Source organism: Kosakonia radicincitans DSM 16656, from assembly GCF_000280495.2.
GTDB lineage: Bacteria > Pseudomonadota > Gammaproteobacteria > Enterobacterales > Enterobacteriaceae > Kosakonia > Kosakonia radicincitans.
Genome location: NZ_CP018016.1, coordinates 2,912,301 through 2,931,440, shown reverse-complemented (window position 1 = coordinate 2,931,440; position 19,140 = coordinate 2,912,301). Strand labels below are relative to the sequence as shown.

Genomic DNA, 19,140 nt, shown 5'->3' with positions numbered 1-19,140 from the left:
GCAGTAATATAACCCCGGTCGAACAACTCTACGAGGCAAAAAACATGAGCACCCGCATCAATCTTTTCCAGACCGTTCCGGCGTTGATCAAAACCCTGTCCGATGCCAGCCAGGCGTCGCATAGCAGCAGCCTGGATATTACTCTCAAAAATCTGGTCGATATTCGGGCATCGCAGCTCAACGGCTGCGCGTTTTGTCTGGATATGCATGTGAAGCAGGCCAAACTGCACGGTGAGCGTGAACTGCGTCTTTACCATGTGGCTATCTGGCGCGAGTCGCCGCTGTTCACCGCAAAAGAGAAAGCGGCGCTGGCGCTGAGCGAAGCGTTAACCCAGCCTGGTGTCGATGGCGTACCGGATGCGCTGTACCGCGAAGCGCGCGAGCATTTCAGCGAAGTGGAGTTGTCTGAACTGACATTTGCCATTGCCATTATTAATGCCTGGAATCGCCTGATGATTGCGTCACGCACGCTGCCGGGCGCGCTGGATAAGGCCTATGGTCTGGATCGTGCGCATCTGGAGTGATCAACCCGCCCGGACAAAGTCGATAAACGCCCGCAATCCCTCCGGGATATGGCGATGTCCGGGATAGTAAAGACACAGCCCCTGAAACGGCTGTGTCCATTCATCCAGCACGCTCACCAGCCGTCCGGTACGTAAATCCTCTTCAATGTAAAACCCCGGCAGAAAGCCGACGCCCAGCCCGGCGCGTACGGCCGTAAGCGAAGTAAAAAAATCGGAAGTGGCAAGCCTGGGCGGGATCGCGAGGGCGTAGTGCTGCCCGTGGCGTGACAGCTCCCAACGATAAATCCCGCCGTTCGCCATGCGCATGCAAATGCCCTGATGTTGATAAAGATCATCCGGCGTCTGCGGCGTACCGTGCGTGGCGAACCACTCGGGCGTAGCCACTATCTGCATGCGGATATCTGGCGTTAGCGGAACGGCAATCATATCCTGCGGGATGGATTCGCCAAGGCGAATGCCGGCATCGTAACCCTCCGCCACAATATCAATCATCCGTGCTTCGCTGGTGATTTCGAGGCGCATTAGCGGATAGCGGGCCAGAAAACGCACCACAATATCATCGAGAAACAGCTGACCAACGGCCTGCGGTATATTAATGCGTAGCGTGCCGGAGGGTTCCGCCGGAAGGCTGTGGATCTCATCGGTTGCCTGCTGAATTTCACGCAGCGCCGGGCCAACCCGTGCCACAAAGCGCTCTCCGGCTTCGGTCAACGCCACACTGCGGGTGGTGCGATGAAACAGCCGCACATTAAGGCGGCTTTCCAGACCAGCAATAGCGTTACTTACCGCCGTTGGCGACATACTCAGCGCCTGTGCCGCCGCGCGAAAACTGCCGAGGCGCATCACCGCCATCACCACTTCCAGCTCAATCAATCCTGAACGATGCATAGATTATCCCGAATTTCGAAACAACCCATGCAGGATAGCGTGGATTATCTGCGAGATAAAGCTGTGCCACACTGAGCCAACTGTCCTGAAGGAGGTTCAAATGCACCAGGTAGAACAGATTTCGATTAACGGTGAATGGGTCACGCCGCAGGGTACCGAGCGATTCGACCTTTTTAACCCGGCGACGGGCGAAGTGATTGGTCAGGTGCGTCTGGCCAATGAAGAGGATACGCAGCGGGCGATAGCGGCGGCAAAAGCGGCGTTTGCTGGCTGGTCTGCGACTACCGTGGCCGAACGCGTGGAGGCGCTGACGCGGATGCGCGATGCGCTGGCTGCCAGCGAACAGGCGTTGTTGCAGGCGATCATCATGGAATATGGCGCGCCGGAAACCCGCGCCGTCTGGATGGCCCGCTACCCGGTCGCGGTGGTTGATGAGGCGATTTCTGCGTTAAAAGCCTTTACGTTTCGCTCGCAGATTGGCCTGGCGCAGGTGGAGATGACGCCGCTGGGTGTGGCCGGGCTTATCACGCCGTGGAACAGCAACGCCGGATTTATCTGTGGCAAACTGGCAGCCGCGCTGGCTGCGGGCTGTACGGCGGTTATCAAACCCAGTGAGATGAGCGCGTTGCAAACGCAGGTAGTGATCGATGCGTTGCATCAGGCCGCACTGCCGCCGGGCGTATTTAATATTGTCACCGGGCGGGGCGACGTGGTCGGCGAGGTGATTAGCCGTCATCCGGATGTGGCGAAAATCTCATTTACTGGCTCTACCGCGACAGGAAAAGCGATTCTGCGCAACGCTGCGGAGAGTTTTAAGCGCGTAACGCTGGAGTTGGGCGGTAAATCGCCGACGATTATTCTTGATGACGCCAACTTAGCGACAGCCGTGCCGCTGGCGATCCAGGCCGGGTTGATGAACAGTGGCCAGGCCTGTATCGCCGGAACGCGGATTCTGGTTCCGCAATCACGCAAAGCCGAGTGCGAAGCCGCGCTGGCGAAGGCAATGGCGGCGGTGAACGTTGGTGATCCGCGCGATCCGGCGACCACCGTCGGGCCGATGGTCAGTGAAAAGCAGTGGCAGCGCGTGCAATCTTATATTCGTCTTGGATTGCAGGAGGGCGCACGGTTGCTGGCGGGTGGTGAAGGGCGGCCGGAAAACTGCGGGCAAGGGTGGTTTGTCCGGCCAACGCTGTTTGCCGATGTGCGAAACGAAATGCGCATTGCGCGGGAAGAGATTTTCGGGCCGGTGCTGACGGTGATGAGCTACCAGGATGAGGCTGATGCCGTGGCTATCGCTAATGATACGGAATACGGTTTAAGCGCGCTGGTACTGGGTGAAGACCGCGAACGGGCGCAGCGCGTGGCAGCGCAAATCCATGCGGGCCGTGTGCAGGTCAATACGCTGGCGCATGAGCCGCGCGCGCCGTTTGGCGGCTTTAAACACTCAGGAATCGGGCGGGAGATGGGAGTGTGGGGGCTGTCGGCGTTTATGGAACCTAAAGCGATCATCAGCGAATAGCAGGCCCGGCGGGCGGGCCTGCAAGCGGTTTTAGCGTGCCAACTGGAAATAACGCACTGAATCGCGCAGGCCTTCGCTCTGCTCGGTCATCGACTGCGCGGCAACGGCTGCCTGTTCCACCAGCGTGGCGTTCTGCTGAGTTACCTGATCCATCTGGTCGATGGCGACGCTGATCTCTTTAATACCCTGATGCTGTTCGGTTGAAGCGGCTGAAATCTCCGCAACGATATCCGTCACCTTGTTCACCGAGGTGACAATCTCTTCCATCGCCCGGCTGGCTGTGTCGGCGTAGCGCGAACCGTCGGTGATTTTCTCCACCGTTCCTTCGATCAGTTGCTTGATCTCTTTTGCGGACTCGGCGCTTTTCTGTGCCAGGTTGCGTACTTCACCGGCAACCACGGCAAAGCCTTTACCCTGTTCTCCGGCGCGGGCGGCTTCAACGGCGGCGTTCAGCGCCAGAATGTTAGTCTGGAAGGCGATCCCTTCAATCACGGAAATAATGTCGACAATTTTCTGCGAACTGGCCGAAATTTCATGCATGCGTTTCAGCATGTCATCCACTTCTTTACCGCCTTTGACGGCGGTCTGCGAGGTCTGACGCGCCAGGTCGCTCGCTTTACGGGCGTTTTCCGCGTTACTCTTCACGTTCTCCGTGATTTGCTGCATATTCGACGACGTTTGTACCAGCGAAGCGGCTTGTTCTTCGGTACGCTGCGACAGATCGTTGTTGCCTTCGGAGATTTCGCTGGCGGCGTGGGAAATGGATTCACTGCCGTCGATTATGCCGTTAATGATCCCGGCCAGTCGGGCATTCATAAAGTTGATGGTCGCCAGCAGGCTCTGGGTATCGTTGTCGCGCAGTTTGACCTGCGTACCCAGATTTCCTGCGGCAATTTCTTTCATGATTGACACTGCATAAGCCGGTTCGCCGCCAAGCTGGCGCGCCAGGTTACGCGAGATAAACAGGGCAATCACGCCGGTTGCAATCAGCGCCAGCAGCAGCAAACCGCTCAGCATATAGATCGCCTGTTTATAGGCCGCCTGCGAGGCTTCACCGGCATCATTGCCCAGCGCGACTTCCATATCCACCAGCGTAGCCAGGTCTTTCATTAACTGTGTGCGGTATTTCGATGACACCGCGCCGCTGATTTTGGCGGCTTCTGCGGCGTTGCCGTTTTTCATCTCTTCGATAACTTTGGCGTTCACATCGATAAATTTTTTGAAGTTATCGACCACCGTGGCGAAGAGGGCGCGCATCTCTTGTGGATCGTGCGCGGAGATATTGGCGTACGCCTGCTGCGCGCGCAGGAACGTCTCCTGGTTTTGCAGTAATTCGCCGCGGTGCTGCTCCAGCGATTCCGGTGTTGTCGAAGCGATGTACTGCACCTGCTGTAAGCGCATTTCGGCTAAGACGCCGCGCATTTCAAGGGTATAGCGCACGCCCGGCATGCGATTTTTGCGGAACTGATCAATGTGATCTTTGCTCATATTGAGCTGATAAATGGACACAATGCCCAACAGTAACATCATGACAATGAGGATGGAGAAACCGATAAGCAATTTAGTCAATACGGTGGCTTGTGATAATTTTTTCATAATTCAACGCTGTGTAAAGGGAGATAGTATTAATAACGGCAGCTTTTAAGATTTTATTGATTTATTTATCTGATCAATATCACAATTTACTGAGGTAATTGTGCAAAAGCCCACATCGCAACGCGTAATTTAGGATAAAACCATTTTGGCTGTTAATAATGTAAATGATTTGTATTTGTGAGGATTGAAATAATGTTTTACATGCGCTAATTGTGCAGAAAGAGATTATTTTCCGCACACTGAAAAATGGGGGTAAAAATTAATGCGACAGGCTTAATGGCAGTTCATCTGCCCATTTTGTCGCCTGGTTCATTAACTCTGCGACGGCGGAATTGGGCAGGCCGATTTCGTGGCTGATATCGCTGGCTTCTTCCCATCTTCTCAGCTCGAAAAGACGCGCGAGCTGCACAAACGGATAGAGCCTACCGCTCTCATTTTCCAGCGCGGTTGCAACCTCCGGTGACACGGCGATTTGCCCCATTAACTCTTCGAGCGGCAGGCCGAGGATCACATCCAGCAATGAAAACAGACCGACCATAAAGGCATCATTGCTGAGACTGGCGGCGGAAGTCCGTTCTGCAACCAGTTCGCAGAATTTAGCGCGAATCAGACTCAGATAATAAATCTCCGTATTGGTCACGTTGTCGAAGGAGGTCAGACAGGCCATCAATACAAAGCGGCGCATTTCATTAATGCCAAGATAAACAACAATATCGCGCAGCGACTGGCTACGAAAACCGCTCACGCCACGGGTGTTATAAAGGATATTTTGCGCATAGCGCATAATTTTAAACGACAACGTGACATCGCGTTTTAACAGCTCTTCAATTTTATTAAGATTTGGCGATTCAACGTTCACTTCCTGCATTAATTTCAGGGCAAATGCCTGGTTCTGTACCAGTTTATTCCGTTTGGTGACCACCGGCTTGCTGAAAAAATAACCCTGAAAAAGATGAAAGCCCAATTTTTTATAGGATTCAAACTCATCATAGGTTTCAACTTTCTCTGCCAGTAATACGGCATGACGCAACGATTCGCGGTTAGTGCGAATATAGTGACCGATTTCCTCGCGCGGGCTTCTCCTTATATCAAATTTAATCACGTCGATATACGGAATAAAGGCATCCCATTCGTTACCGGGAATGAAGTCATCCAGCGCGATGCGAAAGCCCAGGGTGTGCATACGTTTTACCACTTCCAGCAATGAGCGATCCGGGTCGGCATCTTCGAGTATTTCAATCACCACGCGGTTCTTTGGCAGGGTTTCCGCCAGCCCCTGAACCAGTAACTGATAGGGGAAATTGACATATACGGTGCTGTTGTCGTTTTTACGCCCCAGCGGAGCGCTAAGAAATTGCTCTTCAATCAACTGGGTAGTGGCCTGCTCGGCGGAAACATCCGGGAATCGGTTATCCATACTGTCCCTGAAGAGCAGTTCGTAACCAACAGTATTCAATTGGTTATCAAAAATCGCCTGTCTGGCTACAAAAGAGTACATTTGCCACCTCGCGCGCCTGCGTACTTCTTATCTTCGTTATGCACTATATAAGTAACAGTAACATCACGGCTACATGATCCCTGTGATTGTTGCGGGATATTTCACCTTCAATGTTAAAAAATATAGGGCAACAAATAAGAAATGCACGGCAGCAGTGGCCCGTTTCACTTAAGGTTAGCGGGCCGCGTGAAATATTTTCAGGAAGGGGCAAAACAGAATGCGCGTTCGCAGCAGGCGTCGCAACTTGGGGAACGACAAATAAGCTCGCCAGCAGAATGCAGGCAGCGCTGACGATAAAAAAACTTTTTCCAGCGCATATTTTCGCTGTTCATTTCTACCAGCAGAGGAAAACAGTCACTCATTAATTCGCGCAATTCCTGACGCGAGCTTAGCCCCAGATCCTGCCACAGGTGGTTAAACGCCAGCGAAACACTGGCGATAATGTTGTGCATCGGCGCCGCGCCTGGCGCCATATAGCCCGCCAGCCACTGCGCCAGTTGTTGCTGTTCGTCGCTGCGGGTGGCATTCAGCTCGCTCATCAGCTTTTGCCGCAGCAAACAATCGGCAGGCATCGGCTGCGTGGGAGGATCGAACTGCGCCTGCAGGGCATCCCATTCGGTCGCCCGCAAGCCCATCATCAGCGGATAACAGCCTTCTCCGTGTGCATAGAGCCACAGCAAACGCCGCAGCCAATCGTGAACAGGCATCATGCCACCCCCCGTGACGCAGGATCGGACTGCGCATTTTTCCGCCACTGCTGCCACCAGCCGGTCAGCGCCTCGTTAACCGGTTGCCAGGCGTGATCGACGCAGGGTTGAATGCCGCGCGCTTCCAGTTTTTGCCACGGAGCGTAGCCGATACGGGCGCAAAACACCGCTTTCACATCGGCCAGCAGATCGAGAACTGCGGCCATCCGCGCGTCGCTGTCCTGCGGTTCGCAGTTGTCGCTTCCCTGACAAAATTTCGGCGTAAAGCGCTCATTGACCAGCACCGCGCCCGCCGCCGACAGGCTGTAAATGCGAAAGCGATCGGCATGACCAAAGTGGCAATCAATCGCATCGCCACGCGTGGAGGCGACCGCCACCAGGCAGGCATCCGGCTCTTCCGATTCACCGCGCGTGGCAATGCTGGCATGCAACTGCGCCCGGCGGTAAAGCGTTGGCAACCATGGCTGCGGAGACTCTTCAACCGGCGTCAGGGCAAACTGCTGGCTGCGATCTTCACCGAGCATGCCAATCGCATCAGCGCGGCACTGCTGGCAGTGCGTCATCTGCGGCATCAGCTCGCCGCAACGCTCGCGCACCTGGGCTATCATCTGCGCATCCGGCTCCGGCTGCCCGTTCAGGCCGAACACCGTACCGTGCTCCGGGCGGGCAATCAGCGGCATAATATTATGAATAAAGGCTCCGCTGGCGCGCAGTTCGCGGCTGACATCGCTGAGGACGCCATCGTTGATGCCAGGGATCAATACCGAGTTGATCTTCACCAGTACGCCTTTCGCCGTCAGGCGACGCACGCCTTCAAGCTGGCGGGCAATCAGGATCTCACCGGCTTCACGTCCGCTGTAGCGTTCACCGTCGAGCCACAGCCAGGCGTAGATTTGCGCCGCGATATCGGCATCCAGCGTATTGATCGTCACCGTGACATGGTCAACGCCAACATTTACCAGTCTCTCTACCGCATCCGGTAGCATCAGCCCGTTGGTTGAGAGGCAAAGTTTCAGGTCGGGGAGCTGTTCGCGCACCATTTCCAGAGTGGTGAATGTGCGTTGAATGTTGGCCAGCGGGTCGCCAGGCCCGGCGATACCAACCACGGACAATTGCGGGATCGCGGCGGCTACATGGCGTACTTTGGCTACCGCCTGTTCCGGCGTCAGCAGGGATGACGAGACACCGGGGCGCGATTCATTACTGCAATCAAATTTGCGGTTGCAGTAGTTACATTGCAGGTTACAGGCAGGCGCGACCGGCAGATGCATACGGGCATAGCGGTGATGACCGTTTTGCGAGTAGCAGGGGTGCGACGCCACCTTACCGGCAACGACATCAGATAAAGGTTCGCGCTGCCCGGAGTGACAGCGTGAACCACCAGCGGCGGATAAGCAGGAAGTCATGGGCGTACCTTGGTTGTGTGGTCATAACCTCCTGCTGCAAAACCTGTACCGCTTGTTGTTAATGTAACTTACTGAAAATTAATGTTTTAAATTCACCGTGTCGTCGTTTGTTTGTCGAGTTTGTGGCGTTTGGCTGACAATGTGCCGAATGTCACAAAAACCTGCGCTACATTCTCGGCATGGTAATATCCATCGTCTGAATACGATAGGCCACCTGGCGTGGGGTCATTCCCAGCAGGCGCGCGGCTTTTGCCTGTACCCAACCGGCTTTCTCCAGCGCGGCAATCAATCTTTGTCGCTCATCGAGGTTCTGATCGAGCCAGCTCTCTTCGCGCGGTGCGCTGGGCTGCGGCGGTTTTGGCAGATTTTCCCGGTGGTGAAACAAAATCACGTCGCGATCGATTAGCCCGCTTTCCGACATGACTGCCGAGCGCTCAAGGCAGTTTTCCAGTTCACGCACGTTTCCAGGCCAGCTATAGCTCATCAACAAACGGATCGCTCCATCGCTGATGCGCAGCGTGCGGTTCTGGTTTTGCGCGATTTTGCGCACCAGAAAATGCGCCAGCTCGGCAATATCCTCCTGGCGCTCGCGGAGCGGGGGCAGGGAGATGGGCATCACATTGAGGCGATAGTAGAGATCTTCGCGAAAATTCCCCAGCCGCACTTCCTCTTCCAGATTACGGTTAGTGGCGGCAATGATCCGTACATTCACCAGCAGCGTTTCGTCTCCGCCGACGCGTTCCATTTCGCCTTCCTGCAAGATACGCAGCAATTTCGCCTGAAACGAGGCGCTACTTTCGCCGATCTCATCAAGAAACAGCGTACCGCCATCTGCCAGTTCGAAGCGGCCTTTACGCTGGCGCACCGCACCGGTAAACGCACCTTTTTCATGGCCGAAGAGTTCACTCTCCAGCAGCGTATCGGGCAGCGCTGCGCAGTTGAATTTGACAAACGGCGCGGCGGCGCGCGGTGAATTGTGGTGGATAGCATTGGCTATCAGCTCCTTACCGGTTCCGCTTTCGCCACGCACCAGCACCGTGGTGTCCCAGCGTGATACCTGGCGAATAATTTCCAGCGTCTGACGCATGGCCGCGCTTTTACCGACCATGTTTTCAAAGCCAAACGCTCGCGACGACGCGCATCCGCGCTGGCTGGCAATCTGCGCGGCAGCAGCACGAGGTGAGGGCGCGACGCTGGGCGGCGTCATCAGGCGAACGGTTTGCGCCACCAGATTGGCGACGGTTTCCAGAAAACGCGTGCAGGCGGGTAGCCGCTCCTCGTAGCGGGCCATCGGCTGGGCGGCCAGCACGCCGATAGGCTGCGAGTTTGGTCCCATCAGTGGCACGGCGATAAACGGCAGGCTGTAATCATACAATCCCAGGCGATCGAGAAAACGCTGATCGTCGGAAACACAGGGCAGCACCAGCGATTGTCCCTGTGACAGCACCGTGCCCACCAGCCCTTCGCCTGGACGGTAGCGAATCTGCGAACTGCCGGGAATTAACTGCTGATCGGCCTCCTGCAAGGCTTCAATGGTAAGGATCGCTTGCTGGCTGTCGTACAGACAGATCATCCCGTGCTGCATAAAGGCATCGTTGTGCAGCACGCACAGCACTTCCTGTAGCGTCTGCCCGACCTCCGTCGCCCGGCTTAACACCACGCTGATACGCTGCATGGCGGTGAACTGCTGGGAGAGGTCAAAGCGCCAGACGGTTGTACCCGACTCGGTTCGCTGAGTCATAGTGAGCCTCCGGTCAGTGAGTGAAATAACGGGAAACGCAGGGTCAGGCAGGTGCCTCCCTGAGGGCGGGAGGTCAGTTCTATTGCGCCGCGATGGTGGGCGACCAGCGTCTGGATCAGCCGCAGCTCCATGCCTTTACCGGGCGCATTGAGCGCATCGGGGGAATGGGTATAGCGCACCTGAATCAGCGGCACATTGTCGTTTAAATAGAACGACAGCCAGCCGCTCTCTTCGCGGGCGTAAAGCTGAGTCTGTACCGTGAAATCACGTAGCTCAGCGGCAATATCCAGGGTTCTGTCGAGCCACAGGCTCAGGCAGGCAAGCAGTTGTGTTCGCTGGCCAAAGCCCACCAGATCGGGGGATTCCAGCTCAATTTGCAGGTTTTCGCCCTGGTTATATCGGGTGTGATACAGGGCGCGCAGATCGTCAAGGAACGGCTGGAGCGGCCAGACTCCCGGGCTTTCCAGCTCCAGCGACGGACGGCAGCGTTGCAGCCGCGCCATCGCTTCTTCACCTTCACGCCAGGCGGCATCCAGCGCCAGATTGCTGTGATCGTCGCCATTTAAGCGACGTGCGGCGGCCAGCATATTAATTGGACAATTGAGTTGCACCAGCGCGGCGTCCAGCGATTCGCGGATCGCCGCCAGCAATTTACCGCTGGTTATCTGCTGCTTCAGACGATCAAGACGCCCCTGTTCCTGTTGTTGCTGCTGCTGGGTATTGTCGGTGATCACCACCAGCGTGCGCGGCACGGCGCTATCAATAAAGTAGCGGCCTGCTTCTTCACTGACGCCCGGCAGCGCCCAGCAGGTAACGGACAACCAGCGCACGGTGCCGCGCAGCGCTACCGGCAGCACCAGGCCCTGCGCCAGCTCCGCCTTATGGGCGGAAAAATTGAGTTCGGTGAGCAATTCTTTACCGCCGCAATCGGCGCAAAAGGTTTTGTAGGCGAGGTTATCCATCACCACCTGATCGCGTTCATCCACCACCACAACCGCCGCCGGAATGTTATTCAAGACGGCTTCGGTCAGCGTCATATGATTGCGCAGCCGTTGTTCCAGCGCGTAGCTGGTGCTGATGTCGCGCTGCATGGCCAGGTAATGTTCGAGTTTGCCGAACGCATTAAACAGTGGGGTAATGTCGATCTCCACCAGAAACAGGCTACCGTCGCGGCGACGATTGATCAGCTGCCCGCGCCACGGACGATGTTGCAGCAGGGTGTGCCACATATCCTGGTAGATTTCACGCGGCGTCTGCTTACTGGCAAGCAGGCGCGGGTTTTGCTGCAACAACTCTTCCAGTTCATACCCCGACTGGCGGCAAAACGCGGGGTTGGCGTAGAGAATGTGGGCATCGGCATCGGTCAGTGAAATCGCGACGGGCGCCTGTTCAACCATGGTGAAAAACAACCCGGGATGCTGTTGTGAGAGCGCCCCGGCGATCTCGGCGGGCGCGGCGGCGTCCATCATCATATTCAGGGTCATCACAAACTCCTGTGGTCAACATGGGAATGTCGCAGTTATGACAATTTGTGCCACCTGTCGACTTTCGTCCGAACATAAACGGACGCTCATTAACCATGCAAAGGGTGCGCCTTTGGCCCGTATTACTCGCCGTAAGATTGATCCAGATCCCTGTTTGCCGCCGATTTTTAGCCTTTTGCCCTCTGGCTGTGCGCGGCGCCGTATAATCGGGCGGATAAAGAAGCGCCGCCCTGGTGCATAACTGACCAATACGGTGCAGTTATTGCACGGCAAAAAACTGGCACAGCCTTCGCAATATCTCCGGTGATAGCCGCCTGTTCAGGGCGGATTCATACTTTTTCTCACAGGAGCACGCTATGGCTAACATTGGAATTTTTTTCGGTACCGATACGGGCAAAACCCGCAAGATTGCCAAAATGATCCACCAAAAACTGGGTGCGGCGGCCGATGCGCCGGTGAATATCAACCGTACCGATCTCGACACGTTTCTCTCTTATCCGGTACTGCTGCTGGGGACGCCGACGCTCGGCGACGGGCAACTGCCAGGGCTGGATGCGGGCTGTGAGGAGGCGTCATGGGGAGAGTTTGTCGCCCAGCTTGATAGCAACAGCCTGAGCGGTAAAACCGTGGCGCTGTTTGGTCTTGGCGATCAGGTGGGCTACCCGGATAACTTTGTCAGCGGCCTGCGCCCGCTGTATGACGCGCTGAAAAACAGCGGTGCGCAGATTGTCGGCCACTGGCCGAATGAAGGCTATGAATTCAATGCCTCGTCGGCGCTGGAAGCGGATAAATTTGTCGGCTTAGTGATCGATCAGGACAATCAGTATGACCTGACCGACGAGCGCCTGGATGCCTGGCTGGAAACGCTTAAGCCGGTGTTTTTGTAAGTGATATGGCCGGGTAACACTGTGTTTACCCGGCCAAATGCCTGATGGCACTTACGTTTATCAGGCCTGGAACCCTGTTGGCACAATCGTTGGCCGGAATAAGGCACAGCCGCCATCCGGCATTGCTGTACTAAAGGTGAAATTAATCCGCCATCACGCTGCGGGTTAACGCTGCCAGCCACTGGCGCTGGTACTGCTGTTGGTTTTGACGAACCAAATAGCTTCGTGCTTTTTCCAGCGCTTCCGCCTGCGGCATTGGCGCGGCGTCACGGATCGCTTCGCACCATAACAGATGCCAGCCGAGGCGGGTTTCGATAGGCGCGCTGAGGCCATTTTCCGCCAGCGCAAACAGCGCAGCGTCGAGTTCGGGATAGAGCAACCCCTGGCTTATCCAGCCAAGACGTCCGCCTTCCAGCGCGCTGGGGCAGTGGGAGTGGCGCTGTGCCAGCCGGGCAAAGTGCTGGCGCGAGACGCTAATGTCCTGATGAAAACGGCGGATCTGGCGCTGCACTGCGGCATCGTCGTTATCGACCGTCAGCAACAGGTGAGATGTCAGCCGCTGCGGCGGGCGCATAAACTGCGCCTGATGTTGCTGATACCAGGCCAGCACCTGTAAATCGTCCGGCAGCGGGGCGCGCCCGGCAATCTCGGCGAACTGCCACTCCATGCGGGCATGATGCCGGACCACCGTCTGCCGTTCGTCAGCAGAAAAATGCCCGCCATCCAGCCAGCTTGCCAGCGAGGTTGCGACACTCTGCAGCACGCTATCCGGCAGGGGGGCACTGGCGGCAACTTCCACCACCGCCTGTTCCAGTTGACACTGGCGGGTGAAGGCATCGTCAAACGCGCTTTGTTGATCGGCAGGAATGTGTTCCGGTTCGCACTGCCAGCGCGTTATCGCCAGCCGCCGTCGGGCGAAGCGTTGCCACGGCGTCATGCGTCAGCCTCCAGCAGGATCATGGCGCTGGCGGGCACCTGGAACCAGCGTCCGGAAAACGTGACGGTGTAACTCTCTCCGCCTTCGCCCTGGTCTGTTCCTTCAATACGGCCATGCTCTCCGGCGGCGACCACCACTTCGCCATTTACCGACAGCGCGTGGCGGCAGGCAACCCGATCGCCATACTGAAACTGCCCGGCGTGCCACGGCACAGAAAGCGGCAGTAGCTCCTGCTCGCGGCAGCCAACCACCAAATCATCATCGAGAAAATGTACCTGATAGATAATCTGATCCATCAAAAATGTGCCCCATTCACGGACAAAACCGGTACTGCCGCGACGAACCAGCAGGTCGCCGCGCGCAAAGCCGCGCATGGTGCCGTCATTGCGAATGGCGCGAGTAACGCGCACCTCTTCGCCAAAATCGAATTTTTGTCTCATGGGGTACGCTCCGGAAGGTAGTGCTGATAGCTCTCCGTCAGCAACCGGCGCGCCAGCAGCCACGGGGCGCGGGGCGCCTCTTCAAGCATATTGCGCAGCGGTACGTTTTGCCGCAGCCGCTGGTGAAACTCCCGCAGCACCGGCAGACAGCAGTGGCGCAGCACCAGCGGATCATACGGCACGCTGAAGAATTCAAAAAAAGACTCGGCGGTATCGAGCTCATCCACGCCGGGGATTTGATAAAACCACTCCATCGTCAGCCCCTCGCAAAGTGTGCGGATTCCCCGCACAGCGCATCGTAAATTGCCACCAGCTCATCCTCTTTCGGCGTGCGTTTCCAGCGCTCGGCAAAGCGGCGGATCGCCGGCAGCAGCAGATCGATTTGTAGGGTATCGAGGTGATACCCCATGCGGGCGAAGACGCCATCCACCGCCTGGCGACCGGAGTGTTTGCCCAGCACCAGCCGGTACTCGCGCCCCATTAGCGCCGGATCAATCGCCTGATAGCTTTCGCGATCGCGCAGCAGCGCGGCGACATGAACGCCGGATTCATGGGTGAACACCTGCGCACCGACCAGCGGTTGCTGCGGGTCAATCGCCCGCTGTGTCGCGTCGGCCACGGTCTGGCACAGGGACGGCAGGCGCGTAAAATCAACGCCGCAATCCCGTTGCAGACAGCGGCTCAGGCTCAGCGCAACGGTTTCCAGCGCGGCATTGCCTGCGCGTTCGCCCAGCCCCAGCACGGTTGTGTTGACGCTGGTGGCTCCGGCGCGTACCGCCGCCAGCGTATTGGCGGTCGCCAGCCCCAGATCGTTGTGGGCGTGCATTTCGATTTCGCCCGGCCAGTATTCGCCAAGCGCCTGAATGCGGGTGGTGGTGGTAAAGGGATCGAGCAGGCCGAGAGTGTCAGCGAAACGCAGCCGTTTCGCGCCCGCCTCGCGGGCGATATCGGCAATCTGGTTCAGCGTCTGATCGCTGGCGCGTGAGGCATCCTCACAGCCGACACAGACCTGCATGCCCAGCGTCCGCGCTTGTGCAATCAGCGAGCCCAGTTTATCGAGCAACTGCGGCAGCGGTTCGCGAAGCTTGTACTGGCGCAGCTTATCCGAAGCGGGCAGGGAGATATCCACCCAGTCCATACCGAGATCCGCGCTCTGGTGGATCTCGTCGCGGTTCATCCGACACCAGGACATCAGCGTTGCCGCGGGCAAATGCCGGCGCACCTGCAAAATGCGCTGGCGCTCCTCGTCGCCCATCGCTGGCGTGCCGACTTCAAGCGCGGTAATGCCCGCCGCAAACAGCGCCTCGGCGATGGCGATTTTCTCGCTGGCGAGAAACGCGACGCCCGGGCTCTGTTCGCCGTCGCGCAGGGTGGTGTCGTTGATAAGCACATTCATGCTCGCCGCCTTAGCCGTATAACGGCGCAAATGCCGATTCAGCCGCCCCGGGTTTTCCCTCCTGCCAGTAGGGCGAGAGCATCCGCAGGCGGGCAATAATCGTTGGCAGGGTGTCGATCACGTAGTCGATCTCTTTTTCACGCGTGTAGCGTGACAGCGAGAAACGAATACTGCCGTGCGCGGCGGTGTAAGGAATGTTCATCGCTCGCATGACATGCGAAGGCTCCAGCGAACCGGAGGTACAGGCGCTGCCGCTCGACGCCGCAATTCCCGCCTGGTTCAGCAGCAATAAAATGGCTTCCCCTTCGATAAACTCAAACGCCAGATTGGTGGTGCCGGGTACGCGCGGCTGGTTGCCGCCCATCACCATCACGGAAGGCACCTGCGCGATAAGCCCTTCCTGCAGTCGATCGCGCAGTTGCGCCAGCGAGGCGGCACCGGGCAGATGGATCTGCGCCAGTTCGCAGGCTGTGCCCATGCCGACAATCCCGGCGATGTTTTCCGTCCCTGCGCGGCGTCCGCGCTCCTGATGGCCTCCGCGCAACAGCGGACGAAAACGCGTTCCGCGCCGCAGATAGAGGCAGCCGACACCTTTCGGTCCGTGCAGTTTGTGCGCCGAGCAGGAGAGCATATCGATCTGCGTGCGGCCAATATCCAACGGAATTTTACCGACTACCTGTACCGCATCGCAGTGGAACAGCGCGCCGTGTTCCTGCGCCATGGCCGCCATTTCAATCACCGGAAACAGTACGCCGGTTTCGTTGTTCGCCCACATCACGCTGACCACCGCCACCCGGGAGCTGAGCGCCTGGCGGTACTGCTCCATATCCAGCGCGCCGTCGCTATTCACACCAATGCGGTGGATCAGGTAACCCTGGCGCTCCAGGTGTTCGCAAACGGCGAGCGTGGCCGGGTGCTCGACCGCGGTGGTGATGATTTCCCGGCGCTCCGGCATCAGTTCCACGCAGGCGTGCAGCGCGGTTGACGTGGCTTCGGTCGCGCAGGAGGTGAAAATAATCTCGCTGGCATGATCGGCGCCAAGCAGGGCAGCAACCTGCTGGTGCGCGCGCTCAAGGGCCGCACGGGAAGGCGTGCCGAAATCATGAATCGAAGAGGGGTTGCCATAATGCTCGGTCAGAAAGGGCATCATCGCTTCCAGCACCATTGGATCGATTCGCGTGGTGGCGTTGTTATCCAGATAAACCTGTTTCATGTTTTTCCCCTCTGTTAATACGCTGCGGCTTCAGCGGCCACGACTTCCATATAACAGCCGGTGCGTTCCATCAGTTTTTGCTGTAACCAGGCGAGCGTCATGTCGGTCATCATGCAGCCGCTACAACTGCCGGAGAGGCTGACCGTGACTTTATGATTTGCCACGCTGAGCAGCGCCATATCGCCGCCATCGGCCTGAATATGCGGGCGCAGTTCAGTGATGGCATCAACCACTTCCTGCCAGTGCGGATCTTTGGTTGTCGCAACCGGCGCGGCGACCTGCGGGTGCTGCGCGAGAATATCCGCCAGCGCCAGTTCGATTTTTTCATGACACGAAGTACAGCCGCCGCCTGCTTTGGTGTAGTTGATCACCTCTTCCAGCGTGGTCAACCCGTTACTCAGCACCGCGCGGCGAATCTGTCCTTCATCCACGCCAAAGCACTTACAAATCAATGCGCCTTCTTCGTGGTCATCTTCCAGCGTTTCGCCGCGGTAGTTGGCGATGGCAGCGCGCAGCGCTTCCTGGCCCATGACCGAGCAGTGCATTTTTTGCGGCGGTAAACCGTCAAGATAATCGGCAATTTGTTGGTTGGTGACCTGTTCGGCCTGCGCCAGTGTGCGGCCGATAATCAGTTCCGTTAAGGCGGAAGAAGAGGCAATTGCGCTGCCGCAGCCAAAGGTCTGAAACCCGGCCTCAAGAATGGTTTCATCTTGCGGATCCACTCGCAGCATCAGCCGTAACGCATCGCCACAGCTTAACGATCCCACATCACCCACGGCGTTGGCGTTTTCCACCACCCGGGCGTTACGGGGATTAAAAAAATGATCTTTCACTTTCTCGGAGTAATTCCACATGCTTTTGGCTCCCAGTATGTATGACGGAACGCGCCGGAGCGCATTACACCGCGTCAATCAACAGCGGGTAATATCGTTGAAGCAAAAGCAGTACCAGAAGATTAAGTCGTTATATTTCAATGAGATGATTTTGACGCCTGACATAAAACCGCGAACTATGTCGCAGTTTTATGTTGGCTTTGTCACAGAGCTGACACAGAAAAGGCATCAGCGCTCATCCTCTTCCTGCCACTCATCTTCCAGCAGCAGCCCTGCGAAGCGATCGGTATTACGGCTGCGCGCGCTTCTTCGCTGCTCTTTGTCGTACCAGTAGTGTTGGATTTCCTGCAACAGCCCGACAATCGTTGTATCTGCCGGAACGCGCACCGCGCGCACGCCGACCTGTAAAAGCTGGCGAAAAACCGCCTCGCCGATCGCCACGCAGTAGAGCGTCACGCAATCCTCCAGCGCGTTAATCCGGCTGGTCAGTTTCTCCTGCTGATGGCCGGGCAGTACCGAGAAATCCACCACCCGCAGCAGGGTGACGTCATCCTCTTTGACACCGTACACCACCAGCCGCGGCGTGGCGCCGAAATGCTGATCGACATGGTGGTAATCGGAACTGGCAAAGGCCACTCTCATCGACCATTCACTGTCGCAAATGGTGCTGAATTGTCGGCTAACATGTTGCATAGTCACCTCCCGAAGATGCGGGTTCGTAAAAACGCTGGCGCAGCGGCGAGTGATAAGCGGCAAGATGATGGTGGCGATCGCGCAGCGCATTCGCCAGCTCAAACAAGGTGTCGCGCATCCCGGCGTAACCCTGGCGCACGCGGCGAAATTCGCCCAGACGGTCAAACAGGGGGAAACCGGCGCGCACCAGCGGAATGTTGAACTGGCTGGCCAAATCAACGGCATGAGAATTGGACACCAGCAGCGATGCAGGCGTTTCGCACAGCAGATCCTGCATATCCTCCAGATCGCCGATGATCACTTTTTCGACCGGCAGATCCTGCAACCCTTTCTGGCTCACCGGCGCCACCACCGGGCCGGGAACCATGCCCATATCGCGGGCGAAATCGCACCAGGCGGCGAGCAGATCGCCCTCGGCGGCCAGCGCGACAGGCGCGCCCTGTAACCACATATGGCAATCGATCATCGCATCCTGCAATTGCCCGCGCTGGCGCTCGATCCACGCCGGAACATCGCGCCCGGAGAGGCGCTTCAGTTGATGAATAAACGTATCGCACTGGCTCATGGTCATCAGGTGCGGCAACGTCACGACCTCCGCATGGCTGCGCTGCGCCAGTAACTGTGCGGCGCGGGAGAGGGAAACGCCAATAGCGAAGGTGCCAAGGCTCTGTCCCATCTGTTCAATCAGCCGCAGGCTGCTGCCGCCCTGGGTAATCGGCGAGAAATCCCCGCTGGCGAGATGGCCGTCCAGCGACTGGGAGAGATCCGGTACAATCACCGGTTGCAGGCCAAATGCCTCGACATAACTGCGCAGCAGCTCGACGTCGCCCGGCGTCAGCAAATGGCTGAGCAGCAGGTTCACGCGGCGATTGCGCACGCCCGGCTGCGGTTTTTCCGGCACCCACTGTTCAACCATGCTCTCCAGCACCGCGCTGTAGCCGTTTTCCAGGCTGCCGTAAAAATCCGGCGTGTTAACGGTCAGCAGCGCCACCCCTTTATGGCGCGGGAATTCATCGCGGAACTGGCGCACCACGCGCGAAATATCGCTACCCTGCGCCTCAGAAAGGCCGGTGCTCAGCAGAACAATCGCTTTCGGGTTGTTGCGCGAGCACAACACATTCAGCGCGGTAAAGATGTTCTCATCGGCGCCCATAATGGTGGAGGTTGGGTCCATTGCCGTCGATTGCAGCGGGATCGGATCGTGAAAATGCTGGATAAAAAAGACCTTCGCGAAGGCGCTGCACCCCTGAGCGCCATGAACCAGCGGAATGCTCTGTTCAAAGCCCATGCTCGCCAGAATCGCGCCCAGCGGCTGGCCGCTTTTTACCGGACTGACGGCCAGCGGCTTTTTACTACGGATAATTTCTGCCATTGCGGG

General features: G+C 57.4%; 18 protein-coding genes. 3 read left to right on the top strand and 15 right to left on the bottom strand.

The window, feature by feature from the left end; genetic code table 11:
• Positions 1-44: 44 nt before the first annotated feature.
• Entirely contained in the window at positions 45-524 is a 480-nt protein-coding gene (locus Y71_RS14035) for a carboxymuconolactone decarboxylase family protein (RefSeq protein WP_007374951.1), read from the top strand.
• Here Y71_RS14035 and Y71_RS14030 read toward each other — a convergent pair whose 3' ends face one another.
• On the bottom strand, positions 525-1,412 hold the full coding sequence (locus Y71_RS14030) for a LysR family transcriptional regulator (protein ID WP_007374952.1): 888 nt from the start codon (positions 1,410-1,412) through the stop codon (positions 525-527). It abuts the gene before it with no gap.
• A gap of 100 nt (positions 1,413-1,512) precedes the next feature.
• Here Y71_RS14030 and Y71_RS14025 point away from each other — a divergent pair, with 100 nt between their 5' ends.
• Complete coding sequence (locus Y71_RS14025; RefSeq protein ID WP_007374953.1) at positions 1,513-2,931, top strand: aldehyde dehydrogenase family protein; 1,419 nt, start codon at positions 1,513-1,515, stop codon at positions 2,929-2,931.
• A gap of 30 nt (positions 2,932-2,961) precedes the next feature.
• Here Y71_RS14025 and Y71_RS14020 read toward each other — a convergent pair whose 3' ends face one another.
• The 6 genes from Y71_RS14020 to nifL form a co-directional block, all read right to left on the bottom strand.
• Positions 2,962-4,527 (bottom strand): methyl-accepting chemotaxis protein, encoded by a 1,566-nt coding sequence (locus tag Y71_RS14020; protein ID WP_007374954.1) that lies wholly within the window; start codon positions 4,525-4,527, stop codon positions 2,962-2,964.
• A gap of 259 nt (positions 4,528-4,786) precedes the next feature.
• Positions 4,787-6,025 carry an EAL and HDOD domain-containing protein gene (locus Y71_RS14015; protein ID WP_007374955.1) on the bottom strand — a complete coding sequence of 413 codons (1,239 nt, stop codon included), beginning with the start codon at positions 6,023-6,025 and terminating at the stop codon, positions 4,787-4,789.
• A gap of 197 nt (positions 6,026-6,222) precedes the next feature.
• Positions 6,223-6,735 carry a nitrogen fixation protein NifQ gene (locus tag Y71_RS14010; protein ID WP_172825171.1) on the bottom strand — a complete coding sequence of 171 codons (513 nt, stop codon included), beginning with the start codon at positions 6,733-6,735 and terminating at the stop codon, positions 6,223-6,225.
• Positions 6,732-8,138 carry a nitrogenase cofactor biosynthesis protein NifB gene (gene nifB / locus Y71_RS14005; protein ID WP_007374957.1) on the bottom strand — a complete coding sequence of 469 codons (1,407 nt, stop codon included), beginning with the start codon at positions 8,136-8,138 and terminating at the stop codon, positions 6,732-6,734. Before nifB ends, Y71_RS14010 begins: the two co-directional genes overlap by 4 nt.
• A gap of 166 nt (positions 8,139-8,304) precedes the next feature.
• Positions 8,305-9,879, bottom strand: a complete 1,575-nt coding sequence (gene nifA, locus Y71_RS14000; RefSeq protein WP_007374958.1) for a nif-specific transcriptional activator NifA — start codon at positions 9,877-9,879, stop codon at positions 8,305-8,307.
• The gene (gene nifL, locus Y71_RS13995) at positions 9,876-11,363 is read right to left on the bottom strand and encodes a nitrogen fixation negative regulator NifL (protein ID WP_007374959.1); all 1,488 of its coding nucleotides are present in this window, start codon (positions 11,361-11,363) and stop codon (positions 9,876-9,878) included. Before nifL ends, nifA begins: the two co-directional genes overlap by 4 nt.
• Before the next feature lie 356 nt (positions 11,364-11,719).
• On the opposite strand from nifL, the gene Y71_RS13990 reads away from it, so the two are divergent.
• Entirely contained in the window at positions 11,720-12,250 is a 531-nt protein-coding gene (locus Y71_RS13990) for a flavodoxin (RefSeq protein ID WP_007374960.1), read from the top strand.
• A 142-nt stretch (positions 12,251-12,392) separates the two neighbouring features.
• Here the strand turns inward: Y71_RS13990 and nifM are convergent, their stop codons facing one another.
• From nifM to nifN, 8 genes are all read right to left on the bottom strand, one after another.
• On the bottom strand, positions 12,393-13,187 hold the full coding sequence (gene nifM, locus Y71_RS13985; protein ID WP_007374961.1) for a nitrogen fixation protein NifM: 795 nt from the start codon (positions 13,185-13,187) through the stop codon (positions 12,393-12,395).
• Positions 13,184-13,627 carry a nitrogen fixation protein NifZ gene (locus Y71_RS13980; protein ID WP_007374962.1) on the bottom strand — a complete coding sequence of 148 codons (444 nt, stop codon included), beginning with the start codon at positions 13,625-13,627 and terminating at the stop codon, positions 13,184-13,186. Before Y71_RS13980 ends, nifM begins: the two co-directional genes overlap by 4 nt.
• Positions 13,624-13,881: a nitrogenase-stabilizing/protective protein NifW gene (locus Y71_RS13975; protein WP_007374963.1), complete on the bottom strand. Its 258-nt coding sequence runs from the start codon at positions 13,879-13,881 to the stop codon at positions 13,624-13,626. Before Y71_RS13975 ends, Y71_RS13980 begins: the two co-directional genes overlap by 4 nt.
• Positions 13,882-13,883: 2 nt before the next feature.
• Positions 13,884-15,023 carry a homocitrate synthase gene (gene nifV, locus Y71_RS13970; RefSeq protein ID WP_035943433.1) on the bottom strand — a complete coding sequence of 380 codons (1,140 nt, stop codon included), beginning with the start codon at positions 15,021-15,023 and terminating at the stop codon, positions 13,884-13,886.
• Between the two features lie 10 nt (positions 15,024-15,033).
• Positions 15,034-16,236 (bottom strand): cysteine desulfurase NifS, encoded by a 1,203-nt coding sequence (gene nifS, locus Y71_RS13965; protein WP_007374965.1) that lies wholly within the window; start codon positions 16,234-16,236, stop codon positions 15,034-15,036.
• A gap of 14 nt (positions 16,237-16,250) precedes the next feature.
• The gene (gene nifU, locus Y71_RS13960; protein ID WP_007374966.1) at positions 16,251-17,090 is read right to left on the bottom strand and encodes a Fe-S cluster assembly protein NifU; all 840 of its coding nucleotides are present in this window, start codon (positions 17,088-17,090) and stop codon (positions 16,251-16,253) included.
• A gap of 207 nt (positions 17,091-17,297) precedes the next feature.
• The gene (locus tag Y71_RS13955) at positions 17,298-17,762 is read right to left on the bottom strand and encodes a NifB/NifX family molybdenum-iron cluster-binding protein (RefSeq protein WP_007374967.1); all 465 of its coding nucleotides are present in this window, start codon (positions 17,760-17,762) and stop codon (positions 17,298-17,300) included.
• Complete coding sequence (gene nifN, locus Y71_RS13950; protein ID WP_007374968.1) at positions 17,749-19,134, bottom strand: nitrogenase iron-molybdenum cofactor biosynthesis protein NifN; 1,386 nt, start codon at positions 19,132-19,134, stop codon at positions 17,749-17,751. The genes Y71_RS13955 and nifN overlap by 14 nt, the downstream gene beginning before the upstream one ends.
• Between the last annotated feature and the right edge of the window lie 6 nt (positions 19,135-19,140).

Excerpts from the sequence above, each read along its gene's own strand:
- nifB (WP_007374957.1), bottom strand. The coding sequence starts at position 8,138 with ATGACTTCCTGCTTATCCGCCGCTGGTGGTTCACGCTGTCACTCCGGG.
- Y71_RS13975 (WP_007374963.1), bottom strand. The coding sequence starts at position 13,881 with ATGGAGTGGTTTTATCAAATCCCCGGCGTGGATGAGCTCGATACCGCC.
- Y71_RS14015 (WP_007374955.1), bottom strand. The coding sequence starts at position 6,025 with ATGTACTCTTTTGTAGCCAGACAGGCGATTTTTGATAACCAATTGAAT.
- nifU (WP_007374966.1), bottom strand. The coding sequence starts at position 17,090 with ATGTGGAATTACTCCGAGAAAGTGAAAGATCATTTTTTTAATCCCCGT.
- Y71_RS14020 (WP_007374954.1), bottom strand. The coding sequence starts at position 4,527 with ATGAAAAAATTATCACAAGCCACCGTATTGACTAAATTGCTTATCGGT.
- Y71_RS14035 (WP_007374951.1), top strand. The coding sequence starts at position 45 with ATGAGCACCCGCATCAATCTTTTCCAGACCGTTCCGGCGTTGATCAAA.
- Y71_RS14025 (WP_007374953.1), top strand. The coding sequence starts at position 1,513 with ATGCACCAGGTAGAACAGATTTCGATTAACGGTGAATGGGTCACGCCG.
- Y71_RS14030 (WP_007374952.1), bottom strand. The coding sequence starts at position 1,412 with ATGCATCGTTCAGGATTGATTGAGCTGGAAGTGGTGATGGCGGTGATG.
- nifS (WP_007374965.1), bottom strand. The coding sequence starts at position 16,236 with ATGAAACAGGTTTATCTGGATAACAACGCCACCACGCGAATCGATCCA.
- Y71_RS14010 (WP_172825171.1), bottom strand. The coding sequence starts at position 6,735 with ATGATGCCTGTTCACGATTGGCTGCGGCGTTTGCTGTGGCTCTATGCA.
- Y71_RS13955 (WP_007374967.1), bottom strand. The coding sequence starts at position 17,762 with ATGCAACATGTTAGCCGACAATTCAGCACCATTTGCGACAGTGAATGG.
- nifM (WP_007374961.1), bottom strand. The coding sequence starts at position 13,187 with ATGACGCCGTGGCAACGCTTCGCCCGACGGCGGCTGGCGATAACGCGC.
- nifV (WP_035943433.1), bottom strand. The coding sequence starts at position 15,023 with ATGAATGTGCTTATCAACGACACCACCCTGCGCGACGGCGAACAGAGC.
- Y71_RS13980 (WP_007374962.1), bottom strand. The coding sequence starts at position 13,627 with ATGAGACAAAAATTCGATTTTGGCGAAGAGGTGCGCGTTACTCGCGCC.
- Y71_RS13990 (WP_007374960.1), top strand. The coding sequence starts at position 11,720 with ATGGCTAACATTGGAATTTTTTTCGGTACCGATACGGGCAAAACCCGC.
- nifN (WP_007374968.1), bottom strand. The coding sequence starts at position 19,134 with ATGGCAGAAATTATCCGTAGTAAAAAGCCGCTGGCCGTCAGTCCGGTA.
- nifL (WP_007374959.1), bottom strand. The coding sequence starts at position 11,363 with ATGACCCTGAATATGATGATGGACGCCGCCGCGCCCGCCGAGATCGCC.
- nifA (WP_007374958.1), bottom strand. The coding sequence starts at position 9,879 with ATGACTCAGCGAACCGAGTCGGGTACAACCGTCTGGCGCTTTGACCTC.